Raw genomic sequence first — 13792 nt, 5'->3', positions numbered from 1 at the left:
CGCCTCGGGCCTGGTTCAGTGGCCCGTCAACAGGAATGTGACGTATTTCCGGACACCGAGGTTGCGGCGGGTCTCCGACCGTGCGGTGCTGAGTTCGCCCGTCACCCTCGCTCGCTCCGCCTCGGCGCCGCTGAGCTGCTTCTGACGTTGCAACAGGTCAGCACGTTTGCGCTGGGTCTCCATAGCGCGCTGCTGGCGGTCGGCCGTGAGCCGCTGCCGTTCGTCGGTGACCTGCTTTTGGAGGACGTCCCTGTCCTGCTGGGCCTTGCTCTCCGCCTGCTTTACCTCCCGGTCGTACTGCGCCCGCAGCGTGGCGATCTCTGCGCGGATCCTCGTCAGGGCGTGCCCGGGCAGCTTGGCGGGTGCGGAGGCCCTGGCCCGTTGCTCCAGGGACCGGCGCCATGCGTCGAGGGCGGTCGCCCGCGCTTCGCCCACGCCGGCCACGCGGACGTGGTGGCCGCCTGGGCGGACGAAGTAGGCGACACGGCTCCCGGAACCCTGGCTTTGGGAGTAGGACACCCCCGTGAAGTCGGCCGCCGTGCGGATACCGGCCTGCACCAGAGCCCCGACCGTTTTGGCGCCCATGTTCGGCAGTGACCGCGCTTCCTGGATCGAGGTGGCGCGCAGCTTCGCCTCGACGTGCTGGCGCACCGCGGGTTCCAGCGCGGCGGCGATCATGCTCTGCTCTCTGGCGGGCAGTTTCACCTTGTGCTTGCGGGACTGGTCGGTGCGGCGGTTCAGCTCCATGGTGATGCGGGCCAGTCCGTCGCGCAGGTCGGTCTGGAGGGTCTGGATGCGCTTGTCAGTGGCCGCGCCGTCCTTGGCTGTGGCGGCGTCCAGCTTCCGGATCTCCTGCTCCAGCCGCCGGTGGACGCCCGCCGGATCCGTGAGTTCGCGGGCCCGGCGACGTAGTCCCCGGACCCGTTGGCGGGCGGTGTGGTACTCCGGCCTGAGCCGCCGGCCCACGCCGATCAGGGCGGCCGAGACGAGTAGGGCGGACCCCTGCGCGGCAGGCAGGTAGCCCTCCGGCTGTCCGACAGTGACCGCGAGCACGCCGGGGGCGGCGGTGCTCAGTACGGCGGTGGCCGCGGCCGCCAGGTCGCGAGGGCGGCGCCCGGTGAAGCCCGTGGCGGGGGCCGGAGCGCCGGTCGGCACCGCTTTGGCGGCGGCCGGCGCCACGCGGTCCACCAGCCAGGCTGGGATGGCCCCCGAAGGTGCGGTGGCCGGGGCGGCCATGCTCGTCCTACCACCGGTCGTCGTCGGAGCCGCGGCGCCACCATTCCCGTTGCGGCGCGGGGCGGGCAGCGTGAGCGCGTCGGCGGTCAGGCGGGGCAGCGCAGAGCAGGGTCGCCCGAGGAAGCCCCTGACGCGGTCCGCCTCCGCGCGGAGCCGTTGGTCGAAGTGGCCGAGGAGCAGTGGCCAAGCCAGGGAGGTCGCCGGGTCCTTGAAGTCGGACTCGGAAAGGATCAGGTACTCGCCTTGGGCGTCGTGAAGCTGGGTCCACAGGCCGGGGTCGGCGGCCACGGCGAGCAGGGAGAGGTGGATGAGCCAGGCCGAGAAGCGGTCCATGGCAGGCCCGAAGTCGGCGGCGCCGCGCTGCGGCGACTGGTAGTTGCGGTGGCCGTTCTCCGTCGCCGCCTCGCCCTTGAGGGCGGGGACGTACATGCCGTCGTAGTCGACGAGCCGGAGAGTGTTGTCGTCCGCCACGAGGATGTTGCCGTGCTGCAGGTCGCCGTGGGCGATGCCGTGGTCCTCCAGGTCGCCCGCCAGCGCGAGGAAGCGGTCGGCGAGGGCGTGGACGGCAGTCGAGTCGTGGCGGTGGCGGTCGATCCACGAGATGAGGTCGGTGCCCTGCACCCACGCCATCCGCACCACCGGGAACCAGTCGCCGAGAGCCAGGACGCCCTGCTCCAGGAACTCGAAGCGCACAGGCCACGGTTGGGAGAGGTCACCGGTGTCGAGGGCGCGCAGGGCAGCGCTGATCGCGGTGTAACGGACGCCTATGGCGGAGGTGTCCCGGGTGAAGCACTTGAGCGCGTAGCGCTGCCCGTCCCGCGCGGTGACGGAGAAGACGCTGGCGAAGTTGCCAGAGATCGCCTTGGGTCCGAGGACGGGGCTCTGCTGGACGGTTCCGTGCCGGAGATCGGGATCGCGGAAGCAGAGTTCGGGGTGCTGCAGGGCCTCCGCGTAGTTCGCGCCCGTGGGGAACTTCCGGACAGCACCGGTTCCGGTGGCGGGGCGACCGCCGCGGGACACAGCCATCACGCCTCCGTTCTCACCCGGATCCGGATCAGGGTCACGTCGTCGTTGCGCATGAGCCCGCGCGCCCGCTGGTCCTCCACCCACTCCGTGAAGGGCTCATCGCCCACCTCGGCAAGCGTGGCAAGCACGGTGCCGGGCGCCCGGTGCCCGTGGTGCGGGGACAGCAGCCAGGCGGCCAGCGCGTCGCTGGCCAGCAGCACCTCGTCGCCCGGCGCCAGGGTGCCGTGGGCGAGCCGCAGCCGCTCGGCCACCAGGGCCGTGTCGTGGTTACGGCTGCCGAGGAGCTGGGGGGTGATGCCGAAGCCCTCGACGTCCTCGACGGGGAAGGCCCGCCGGACGACACCGTCCCGCAGGTGGAACAGGCAGCTGTCGCCCAGGGCGAAGGCGTGCCAGGACCAGTCGGCCCTACCACCACCGGACACGGTGGCTCGGACCTCCACCCCTAGGACGGTCGCGAACGCGCCCTTCTCCAGGCCAGGTTGCTCGTACCATGTGATGGGCTGGCCACGGGCGTCGCGCTCCGCCCGGTACCACTCGAGGTACGCCTCCCAGCGAGGCGCGGACCGCTCCATGAGGTCGACGACGAACGTGTCCACGTCGTCCCACCAGTCACGGCCGAGGGACATCGACTCGACGGCGTCCGCGACGAGACGCTCCGCCCAGGCGCCCGCGAGTAGGCTCTCCGAGGCGCCGTCGGACACCGCCGCGTACAGCGGGAGGACGGTACGGCCCTGGTCGTCGGCCCGGGCGTCCCCGACCCAGGACCGCCCGGCGTCCTCGCACTCCTTGAGCGTGTTGCCCGCCTTGGGTACCCGCAGCAGCTGGCATTCCGGCAGGGCCGAAACGTCCTCCATGGTCAGCGCAGCTCCGTCTCGGTGGTCAGCGCAGCTCGGTGGCGCGGGTGCCGATGTCGAGGAACTCCACGATGGAGGTGATGTCCGCGTTGTAGACGAAGCCCCGGGTGGTCTCGCTGACACGATGCCCCTGCGAGGCCGCGTAGGAGCGCATGTGGCTGGGCAGCACGCTGGACATCAGGAACAGCAGCCGGGCGTACGTGTCCGGCAGCCCCTCCTCGCTGTCCGGGAAGGTGACCGGTGTGCCGCCGCTTCCGGACACGTGGAGGTTGAATAGGAGGACCGCGCCATCGGCGGTGGCATGCGAGGCCAGAGCGATCGCGGCGCTGGTGGGATCGCCGTCGGTGGACTCGCCGTCGGTGAGGTTGAGCACGATCGGCGGGAAGCCGCTCGGGTGAGCCTCGACCCAGTTCGCCACGAGGCTGTCCGCGTAGCCGAGGGCGCGTGTCATAGGCGTACCGCCGTTGGTCACCGGGTCCATCCACACCGGGAACTGCACCGAGGTCTCGACCAGGCCGCCGGCGCCGTCCGGCACCTTCTTGGTACGGCTCTCCACCCGCGCCGGGTTGTTGGCGACCTCGCTCAGCGGAACGAGGTCGCGCCCGGCCAGCGCCCCCTGGAACGCAGAGCCCACGTGGTTGTGTCCGTACCCGATTACGGCCACGTGGAAGTAGTCCCGTACGCCTTCCTCTTTGGCACACTTGACGGACAGTTCGGTCAGCAGCCGGTTGATCGCGTCGGAGACGACCTCGGCCCTCTGCCGCGTGACCTCGCCGGCGCCCATGGGATCGCTCATGGAGGCGGACTGGTCCACGAGGAAGATGAAGCCACCCGGATTTGTTCGGCTGATCTCTGCGGTGTACGGCACTGCTCCCCCCTTGCTGTGAAGGGGATCACCATATCGAATGACCAGTGCTTTCACACTGCCTACACAGTCTCGATGTCGGGGATGTGATCGACACTCACATGCCGTTCCACCGGCCGCCCGCATGAGCCCCCGACGGTCTGCTCGACGACGTTTGGATCCAAGTGCTGCTCGGCGTCGTGGAGGAGGTTTTCGATGTCTCCGGAATCGAGGCTAGTGCCTTCACCCAGGGCAGATTCCCATCAGGGCAGATTCCCATGATCAATGACATGCGAGGCAGTCTGCTGGTTCCGCCTCGTGTGGCCACTGGGGCTGCGCGGCGTTCGGAGTGATGAACACCGCAAGGCATCGGAACTCGGCACGTGGATTCTCCAGTTGGGTCTACTGACGCCAGGCGAGCGTGTAGGCGCCGCGCAGCACTCGGGTATTGTCCGGGAAGGAACCGTCGGCCCACAGCAAGGTGCCGCTCAGTTGGCGCCCGTGGTGGATGCGGAACTCCTCGTCCCTGGTGGGCATCCTGCGTTGCCTGGGGCGCCACAGGGCCGCCTCGTTTGTGATGAGCAGGGCCAGCCCGTTCTGGTCCTGGCGGTCGCAGAAGCGTTCCAACCTTGCTACGTCCCGCAGGAAGTCCCTACGTGCGACGTCTGGGGCGTTGTGTCCGCGCAAGGCGTACTCCTCGGGAGGCGTCCCTGCAGTACCCGACCATTGTCGGGTCACGTACTTGAACTCGATTGCCGTACGGCTCGCCGGCCCCAGGCACAGTAGGTCCAGGTACTCCGAGGCGTTGCTTCCGCGCACCGGGATCTCGAGACGGCACCTGACATCCGGTGCGACCTCGCCTACAGCGAGGGCGAAACTGTGCTGGAGATCGGCCTCGGAGTGGAACACCGGCCGCCGCGCGCGTAGACACTCCAGGACTTCGTCCAGCGTGGCGCTACCCGCGATCGTCTCCAGAGTAGCGGGCGGGGGCGGGGGTGTTGGCATCGGCGTGGCCATGACGCCATTGAAGACTGTGCGGCCTGCCCATGTCAGCTGACAGTCGACTACCGTCGACAGGACGTCGGCCACATTGCTGGACACCGAGGGGCTCATGATCCGCCGAATGCATCTTCAAAGGGGCCGATACCGAGGATGCCGTCGGGCGGCAGCGATCTCCTAAGAGGTCATTTCATTTGGTTGAGTAGGCTGTCCGCTGTGGTGGGGATTATTGAACGGCTGGTGCCGGAAGAGTTGAGGGAACTGTTCCAGAGGGTCGTGCCGGAGGCGCCATCGCGGCCTCAAGGTGGCGGGCGGCGCCGGCATGGCGACCGTAAGGTGCTGGCCGCGATCGTGTTCGTGGCGACGTCGGGCTGCACGTGGCAGCAGTTGCCGACGTCGTCGTTCGGACCGTCCCGGGCGACAGCTCACCACCGGTTCACCGAGTGGACGAAGGCTCGGGTGTGGGCCAAGCTGCACCGCCTGGTCCTGGACGAACTCGGGTCCCGCGGGGAGTTGGACTGGTCCCGCTGCGCGATCGACTCGGTGAACATGCGGGCCCTGAAAAAGGGGACCTGACAGGTCCGAATCCTGTTGCACCCTCATCTGCTACCGCAGACTCGCCAAATGAGATGACCTCTGAAGAAGGTTGATACGACGGAACCCGGGCTTGCTCGACTACTGGGTGCAGCGGCGGGGTGCATCGTGACCGACGGTTATCGAGTCGCGCCTCGGGAGCACGTTCCGCACGCGGTACGGCCTCCTCTGAGGCTGGTCAGGGTGAGGGTGATGGCCGTGCTGCACCTGCAGCGGCAGCGCCACCGGTCGGTGGTCTTCCCCGGATAGGGCTCCAACGGCTCGAACCCGGCGGCGCGTGCCTCCGCGGCGGCTGCCGTGGGATCGGTTCGGCCACCGGATCGGGGGCACTTCTTGCAGCCGGTGGTTCCCGACCGGACGGATGACAGGCGCGTCATGACCTCGTTTCCGCAGGAACAGCGGCAGCGCCAACGGTCCGTGGTACGGCCAGGGTACGGCTCCAGCGGTTCGAAACCGGCCGCTCGTACTTCGGCGGACGCACGCTCGTCGGTTGCCGAGTTGAGGGCACAGAACCGGCAGCCCTTCGAACCGCTGTTGACGTTGGAGTAGGTGGGGCTGGTTTCGCGACCGCATGTGGTGCAGCGGCACCGCCACGGCGTTTGGCTGCCCGGGTAGGGTTCCAGCGGTTGGAGTCCGGCCGTGCGCATGGTTTCTTGGGCCTTCGGCGCGTTCGTGGCGGCGTGTTTCGCCTGGGTTTCCTTTGCCCGGCAGACGCGACAGCGCTGGCCCGCGTTACGGACGGCATTGAACGTCGGACGCCCCTCGTGCCCGCAGGTCATGCAGCGCGAGGGCCAAGTCGCGTTGGTGCGGCCGGGATACGGCACGAGTGGCTCGTATCCCACAGCCCGCATCTCAGCGGCTGCGGCCTCCGCGTCGATGAGGACCACGGCACGGGGTCGGCCGCCAGCTCGGGGCGCATAGGGTTTTTCTGCGCTCCGTGTTTCCTCATCGACCATGGCCCAGACCTCGGCCGCCGTGATGCGGGCTGCGGAGCAGGTCTCGGTCCAGCCGTTCGGCATGATGTCGCTCGTGAGGAAAGGAATGAGTCCGGCCCGATGCAGCCGGCCCAGCACGGCCTGCTCGACGTCGTAGGCGGCTGCGCCGGTGGTGTAGTCACGGGCCTGATGCAGTTGCCAACCCTGGCGTTCGTGTTGGATGAGGCGAGAGGTGTAGCCGGTGCAGGCACCGATCCCGATCTTGACGGCTTTCCACTCCTGGTGGGTGATCACGTAGACCTTCGACGGTCCTGCCAGGTCGATGCCGTGGGTGGCACAGAACTTGCATCCTCCACCAGCACGGATCTTCATGAGAGTCGGGGAGACCTCGTTGCCGCAGGCTGTGCAACGGCACCGCCACGCAGTCACCGAGGTGGCATACGGCTCCAGCGGCTCCAGCCCAGCCGCGCGCATGGCAGCCACCGCGATGTTCGGGTCGGTCTTTCTACCCGCTGCCGCCCTCACGTCGGCACAGTGCCGACAGCCGCCCTGGCCCGCCAGAATGCCGCCCAGACTCGGTGACGTCTCGCGTCCACAGCCGTTGCAGTGACACCGCCACGCCTTGTCACGACGCCCGGCGTACGGTTCGAGCGGTTCCAGGTCGGCGGCACGCATGAGGGCCTCGGCTTCGTCTGCGGGCCAGCGGCGTCGGCCACCCAGGGAGGGAGGGCAGTATGGGCATGCCCGAAGGCCGCGTCTGAGGTTGCTCAACCTGATCTCGACGTCTCGGCCGCACGGGAGGTGGCGGCAGTGCCACAGCCCGCTCGGTCCCGGGTAGGACTCCAGCGGTTCGAGGTCGAAGTCCTTCGCCTCAATTGCGGCCCGGTCGCCGTCCGTGCGGGGCAGTTCGCGGCGACGCGACCATGCCCGGCTGATGCCCTGCCCGGCGTTCTTGCGCCCGCACGGGCCGCAGCCCCCTTGTCCGCCCTTGACCGAGCCATGAGTGGGTGTCCCGATCGTGCCGCATGTTGTGCAGCGGCACCGCCAGGGGATGTCGGCCCCGGGATAGGGCTCCAACGGTTCCAGACCCGCCGACCTCATGAGAGCGGCGGCCTCGTCCGGATCGACCGCCGCGTTCGGCGCGCACCATCGGCACGGTCCCCCTCCGCGTTTGATGTACGAGTAGCGCGGCTTGACCTCCCGACCGCACGGCACGTGCCGGCAGCGCCAAGGGGGTGTCGCCCCGGGATACGGCTCCAGCGGTTCCAGGCCAGCCGAGCGCATCAACTCCACCGCCTCCTCCGGAGGAATCGGCGCCGTGCCTGAGCAGTACCGGCAGCCGCCCTGCCGGCCCGCAGCAATGTTGCCCAGCCGCGGTGACACTTCTCTCCCGCACGCTTCATGGCGGCAGCGCCAGGGCTTATCACTTCCTGGATAAGGCTCCAGTGGTTCGAGCCCGGCATCCCGCAGAATCACCACCGGATCGCGTGGATCCTTCCGCGGACGTCCCCTCGCCACCTGGCCTCCTTCTGAAGTGCCCGCTTCCGGGGTGAGGATCGCACGAGGCACTGACAACAGCCTTGTTCGCGTCGCGAGCTTGGAGCGGGCTTCCTCGCGGCGGCCTTCTTGCTTGGCCCTTCCGGGCTGTCCTGTTCGTGGCCTTCGGCAGCTTGTGGACGTTGGCAGGCCCGTTTTCGCCGCGAGGAGACTTCGCTCGGGTGGGGACTCGTTCAGGGCGGTCATGAGGTCCGATGAGCTCTCCCAGTCCTGCAGGCGGTTTGCGCGCTGCTTGCGGGTATCGGCGGGTCGCTGCGCTCGTGACCGGGCGGCTCGTGGGCTGATGTCCCGAGGCGCTACTTGGTCCGCGACTGGTCCGGCGGGATCTCCTTTGGATGCCAGACAGTAGCTCGAAGAACCCAATTGATTACAGTGGGTACCTATAATGTCGGGGCGCCTGGAGCGCAAAATACCTCCAGGCAACCCGAATGCAGGCTCTAGAAGAACCCAAGCTTCTGAGGGCTGTAAGAACAAAGAACGTTCTTCGTCTGCTGGCAGTACGGAGATTATGCTGCGCTGACCAGCAGAAACGTTGTCTGCGCCTCTTGGTTTCCTGAGTCCGGCCCGCGTATGGCCCTGATCTTGGTCGTGGTCGTCGGCTATGCACGAGAAGGGCTCAGGTGGGCCTTGCTGGACCCAGTGGATTACGTCGTGAAGTTGTCCACCTAGGGGCGCTGAGCTGCGGTGATGTGGCAATACCCATGGCTGACCTGTAGCGATGGTTCTTTCTGCGCCTTTCATAGGCGCGCCGTCTTATGCGGTCGATCCTCCCCAGGCGCTCCCCAGCGGCCCGGATACTCCCCAGATTCTCCCCAGGAGTGTCGGCGTCCCGGGCAGGGCGATAATCGGAATCGCCCTGCCCGGTGCACATTGGGTAACTGAAGTTGCGACTGGGTGAGGCACCTAGGTTCTGTCCGGCGGATCACTGACGGAGCCAGAGCCGGATCGCAGTGGCGGCGGCCGTGCCGTGGAAGACGTAGGCCCGCTTGTCGTAACGAGTCGCCACCGCGCGGGAGTTCTTGAGCTGATTGATGGTCCGCTCGACCTCATTGCGGCGCCGGTAGGGGTCGCGGTCGAAGCCGGTGGGCCTGCCGCCTGCGCTACCTCTGCGGCGGTGGTTGGAGCGCTGGTCCTTCGGCTCCGGGATCGTGTGCCGGATGCGGCGTCTTCGCAGGTAGGCGCGGTTTCGATGGAAGCTGTATGCCTTGTTCCCGCTGGCGTGGTCCGGCCGGGCCCGGGATCGTCCGCCCAGCGGTCGGGGAACCCGAATCCGGTCCATGACCTCGGCCATCTGTGGGGCGTCGCCCCACTGGCCCGGCGTGAGCAGAAGGGCCATGGGGCGGCAGCCGCCTTCGCAGGCGAGGTGGATCTTGCAGGTCAGACCGCCCCGGGACCGTCCGAGTCCCTCGTCGGGGCGGTGGTGCCGGGGCATCGTCCATTTTTCGGGACCCGCGGACGGGCATTGCGGGCGTCGGCTGCGTGCTGATGGGCCCGGCAGGACGTCGAGTCGACGCCGACCATCGACCAGTCGATCCGCCCGGCGAGGTCGGCGTCGGCCTGGACCGACTGCAGGATCCGGTCCCAGGTTCCGTCCGCCGACCAGCGGCGATGCCGTTCGTAGACGGTCTTCCACGAGCCGTGGCGTTCCGGCAGATCACGCCACGGGACACCGGTCCTGACCCGGAACAAGATGCCGTTGGCCACCGTGCGGTGGTCGTTCCTCCGGCCGCCCCGGCCACCCGAGGGTGACAGATGCGGCTCCAAAAGCGACCACTCGCAATTCGTCAGATCCCCCCGACCCATGCCCGAGCCAACGAGCGACCTGCCAGAAGGTCACATGATCCGCCGGACAGAACCTAGCTGGCGACCCATCTACCTGGGCCTTCGTCGTCCCAACACCGCAATCCCTCGATCTCACAGCCAGGTTGGGAGGGGCTCACTGGCGCCGTCGTGCGCGCCTCCACTGCCACCAGGGCAGCAAGCAGGGGAGTCCGGAAAGCCCTGGCTTTTGCGCACCCGCAGCGCGGCGCAGACGAGGACCAAAAGTCTTATGGGCGCATTGATGAGCAGCGCCCGACCTGACTTGCAACTGCTCGGGAGCCCGGCCGCTTTCAGCCGTTTGTATGCCGCATACATCTGCTTCCACAGAGGCATACGCGAGGTCCGATGCTGCTATCTGTCCTTATTTGCAATGGATTGGCTACTTAAAGGGGAGCGGCGGATTCCTCCCCCGCATGGATGAGCGATTCACGGGTATTTCCCGGACCTTTGTGTGATTCCTGTGAAAACGTCTGCGGGTCCGGTGGCCAGTGGGGCTGCCGGTTCTGTCTTCCCGTGGGGGGAATCATGCTTGAGCGTGCTTGGAGCGCGCCTTCTCGGCGTGCTCGGAGAAGATCACCGATGGGGGCGCTGGCCGCGGTGACGGCTGCGGCACTGGCAGCAGCCGTCCTGCCGGCCACGGCAGCGGTCGCGGCGGACGGCAAGCCCGCCTCGGCGTGGGGCAAGCACGGCCCGCACTTCAAGATGCCGGCCGTGAAGGTCGGCGCGAACCGGCCGGTGAAGTCGAAGCCGTCGAAGGCGCCGAGCGACGCGGCGTACCTACCGTGGCTGCGCGAGCAGCGCGCCCATGCGAAGGCCCCCGCGTCGGCGGCGCGGGCGTCGGTGATGAACCTCGTCCCCGAGGGTCAGGGCGATGTCCCCTGGCACCGCTCCACCAGCTTCGCGATCACCGACGCGCTGACGGCGAGGATCGACTACTCGACCGGCAACCTGATGCTGACGGCGACCGACTTCGACATCGCCGGAGTGGGTCAGCAGCTGCGCCTGGCGCGGACGTACAACTCCCTGGACGCACCGTACGGCCAGGTCTCCCAGCGATGGTGGCAGCAGTACGAGCGCTACCTCTCGGTCTCCTCCAGTGAGGCGATCCTCTACGACGCCTCGGGCGCGACCGTCCGGTTCAAGAAGAACACCGACGGCTCCTTCACCACGCCGACGGGTTACTCGCAGGACCTCAAGAAGAACACCGACGGCACCTACACCCTGGGCAAGTGGAAGTCGGGCGCCAAGGAGACCTACGACGCGAGCGGCAAGCTCACCAAGGTCACCGACCGCAACCACGGCACGCTCACCGTCACCCAGCACACCGGCGGCGGATTCAAACTCACCGAGACCCGCTCCGGGCGCTGGATCGACCTGACCAAGGCCGGCGCCACCCTCTGGCAGGCCAAGGACAGCACCGGCCGCACCGCCTCCTACGCCGTAGATGCCGGTGGCAACCTCACCGGCACCACGGACACCGAGGGCAAGACGGTCACCTTCGGCTACGACTCCTCGAACCGGATCAGCAAGATCACCACGGCCCAGGGACGGGTGACGGTCTTCAGCTACGACGACGTCAACCGGGTCACCTCCATGCTGCGGGCCACCGGCTTCAACGGCTCCGGCGACACCGGCCCGACCTGGACGTACACCTACAGCGCGGCGTCGGCAACGGCCGCCGGCACCACGACGGCCAAGGACCCCGAGCTCCACGCCACCGCCTACAAGCACGACGGCGACGGCCAGGTCACCGACGTCACCGACGCCCTCCAGCACAAGCGGTCCACCAAGTTCGACGCCAACCACAACATCGACACGGCCACCGACGCGATGGGCTCGGGCACCACTCCGGGGAACGTCACCGACTACGGCTTCAACTCCCGCAACAACCTGGAGACCGCGAAGACGCCCACCGGCGCCCTTACGACGAACCACTGGCAGACCATCGCCGGCGGCGACCACCCCTCCGACTCCACCAATGCCGACGGCGAGAAGACCACCTTCGGCTACGACAGCGTCGGCAACACCACCTCCGTCGCCCAGACCGGCACCGGCGGCGGCAACGTCACCTACGACTACAACCCCGCCACGCCGACCTGCGGCGGCTTCGAGGGCCAGCGCTGCTCCGCGAAGACGAAGATGACGTCGTCCAAGACCGTCACGACCGGCTTCCACTACGACGCCCAGGGCAACCTGGACCGCGTCACGCCGCCGGCCCCGCTGGACAAGACGACGTACACCTACGACGCCCTGGGCCGCACCAAGACCGTCACCGACGCCCGCGGCGTCACCGTCACGTACACCTACGACAACCGCGACCGCATCCGCGCGGTGGACTCCACCCACCACGCGCAGGTGAGTTACACCTACGACGGCGACGGCAACCTCACCCAGCGCACTGACGCCACCGGCACCATCTCCTACGAGTTCGACCCGCTGCAGCGCGAGACCGTCCGCCACCTCCAGGATGGCTCTCAGACGCTGCTCGCCTACACCCCGGCGGGCAACGTGGACTACTACCAGGACCCGGCCGGCAAGACCGACTACACCTGGAACGAGGTCAACAAGCTGGGGCAGCTCACCGACCCCCAGGGCCGCAGCACCACGTATGACTACAACAACAACGACGTACGCAAGACCACCACGTACCCCGGTGGCACGGTGCAGAAGGTCGACATCGACAACTCCGGCCGTCCCAAGGCCATCAAGGTGACCTCCGACCAGGGCACCCTGGTCGACCTGGCCTACACCTACGGATACGGCACCAACGGCGCCACCGACGGCAGCAAGATCCGCACCCAGACCGACAACGTCACCGGTCTGAAGCGCAGTTACACCTACGACGGCGCGGGCCGCTTCTCCTACGCCAAGGAGGAGAAGGCCGGCAGCATCACGGACTCCTGGCAGTACTGCTACGACCTCGCCGGGAACCTCACCAGCCAGGGCACCGACCCCGGTTGCCCGCGCGGCACCGCCTACACCTACAACGACGCCCAGGAAGTCACCGGCAAGTCCGGCAGCACCGGCACCTGGTCCTACGACCAGATCGGCAACGAGACCGCCGCCGACTCCACCAGCGACTACACCCGCACCGCCGAGACCTGGACCGACCACTCCCAGATGTCGTCGATCACCGTCAACGGCAAGGCGTACGCAGGCCAGTACGGCTCCACCGACCAGAGCGAACGCATCAAGCTCGGCGACACCCTCTTCCACAACGGCCCCCTCGGCCTGTCCGCGAAGACCACCGCCGGAACCGACATGGGCTTCAACCGGGAACCCGGGGGCACCCTCAACTCCATGACGACCGGGGGCAAGAGCTACTACTACCTCACCGACGCACTCGGCTCGGTGATCGGCCTTGCCGACATCGACGGCAACAAGGTCGACAGCTACACCTACAGCCCCCGCGGCGTCCGCATCCTGGCCCAGTCCACGGAACCGGTGGCCCAGCCCTACCGCTTCGCCGGCAACTACCAGGACCCCACCGGCCTCTACCACCTGAACGCCCGCTACTACGACGCCAACCTCGGCCGCTTCACCCAACCCGACCCCTCCGGCCAGGAACAGAACCCCTACCTCTACGCCGAAGGCGACCCCGTCAACCGCATCGACCCCAGTGGGCTGTACAGCGTGACCGACGCAGTGGACGACGCCAGCGAGGTGTCCGACGCTGTCTCCAGCGGGTTGAAGGGCGACACCGACGCCCTTTGGGGACAAGCCGCCGGTCTGGCTGCCGGTATCGCCGTCGAGTCCGCGTGCCAGTTCGTAGCCGGATTCGCCGGAGCACCGACCGCCGGCGTAGGGGCAGTTGCCGTCGAGGTCGGATGTGCATACGCGAGCACGGCAGTAGGTGACTGGACCGCGAGCACCGTCGAGAGCAACTTGTAGTACCGACATACCCGTCAACCGGGTGGCCGCGTGAT

General features: G+C 67.9%; 7 protein-coding genes and 1 pseudogene. 2 read left to right on the top strand and 6 right to left on the bottom strand.

Features of this window, described 5'->3' with window-relative positions:
* Positions 1-15: 15 nt before the first annotated feature.
* The 4 genes from E5083_RS19550 to E5083_RS32040 form a co-directional block, all read right to left on the bottom strand.
* A complete protein-coding gene (locus tag E5083_RS19550; RefSeq protein ID WP_135786979.1) occupies positions 16-2262 on the bottom strand; it encodes a hypothetical protein in 2247 nt (748 codons plus the stop codon).
* The gene (locus tag E5083_RS19545; protein ID WP_135786978.1) at positions 2262-3116 is read right to left on the bottom strand and encodes a hypothetical protein; all 855 of its coding nucleotides are present in this window, start codon (positions 3114-3116) and stop codon (positions 2262-2264) included. Before E5083_RS19545 ends, E5083_RS19550 begins: the two co-directional genes overlap by 1 nt.
* A gap of 25 nt (positions 3117-3141) precedes the next feature.
* Positions 3142-3984 carry a vWA domain-containing protein gene (locus E5083_RS19540; protein WP_135786977.1) on the bottom strand — a complete coding sequence of 281 codons (843 nt, stop codon included), beginning with the start codon at positions 3982-3984 and terminating at the stop codon, positions 3142-3144.
* 378 nt (positions 3985-4362) lie between these two features.
* The gene (locus E5083_RS32040; RefSeq protein ID WP_279632499.1) at positions 4363-4497 is read right to left on the bottom strand and encodes a hypothetical protein; all 135 of its coding nucleotides are present in this window, start codon (positions 4495-4497) and stop codon (positions 4363-4365) included.
* A gap of 678 nt (positions 4498-5175) precedes the next feature.
* Here E5083_RS32040 and E5083_RS19535 point away from each other — a divergent pair.
* A pseudogene (locus E5083_RS19535) lies at positions 5176-5549 on the top strand (transposase); the annotation flags it as partial.
* 123 nt (positions 5550-5672) lie between these two features.
* Here the strand turns inward: E5083_RS19535 and E5083_RS31245 are convergent.
* Together E5083_RS31245 and E5083_RS19525 are read right to left on the bottom strand one after the other, a co-directional pair.
* Entirely contained in the window at positions 5673-7163 is a 1491-nt protein-coding gene (locus E5083_RS31245) for a hypothetical protein (protein ID WP_167513577.1), read from the bottom strand.
* 1804 nt (positions 7164-8967) lie between these two features.
* Positions 8968-9848, bottom strand: a protein-coding gene (locus E5083_RS19525) for an IS5 family transposase (protein WP_135786976.1) whose coding sequence is annotated in 2 segments (ribosomal slippage) — positions 8968-9482 and positions 9482-9848 — 882 coding nt in all. Because the reading frame shifts where the segments join, the coding sequence is not laid out codon by codon here.
* Positions 9849-10445: 597 nt separating this feature from the next.
* Between E5083_RS19525 and E5083_RS19520 the strand changes: the two genes are divergently transcribed.
* The gene (locus E5083_RS19520) at positions 10446-13757 is read left to right on the top strand and encodes an RHS repeat-associated core domain-containing protein (RefSeq protein ID WP_135786975.1); all 3312 of its coding nucleotides are present in this window, start codon (positions 10446-10448) and stop codon (positions 13755-13757) included.
* Positions 13758-13792 lie beyond the last annotated feature (35 nt).

This window comes from Streptomyces bauhiniae (assembly GCF_004784475.1).
Classification (GTDB): Bacteria; Actinomycetota; Actinomycetes; order Streptomycetales; family Streptomycetaceae; genus Streptomyces; species Streptomyces seoulensis.
The sequence above is the reverse complement of the archived record's forward strand: the minus strand, read 5'-3'. Positions and strand labels throughout refer to the sequence as shown.

Bases quoted from the DNA above. Each gene is read 5' to 3' on its own strand.
- E5083_RS19545 (WP_135786978.1), bottom strand. From the start codon at position 3,116: ATGGAGGACGTTTCGGCCCTGCCGGAATGCCAGCTGCTGCGGGTACCC.
- E5083_RS31245 (WP_167513577.1), bottom strand. From the start codon at position 7,163: ATGCGTGCCGCCGACCTGGAACCGCTCGAACCGTACGCCGGGCGTCGT.
- E5083_RS19520 (WP_135786975.1), top strand. From the start codon at position 10,446: ATGGGGGCGCTGGCCGCGGTGACGGCTGCGGCACTGGCAGCAGCCGTC.
- E5083_RS19550 (WP_135786979.1), bottom strand. From the start codon at position 2,262: ATGGCTGTGTCCCGCGGCGGTCGCCCCGCCACCGGAACCGGTGCTGTC.
- E5083_RS32040 (WP_279632499.1), bottom strand. From the start codon at position 4,497: ATGCCCACCAGGGACGAGGAGTTCCGCATCCACCACGGGCGCCAACTG.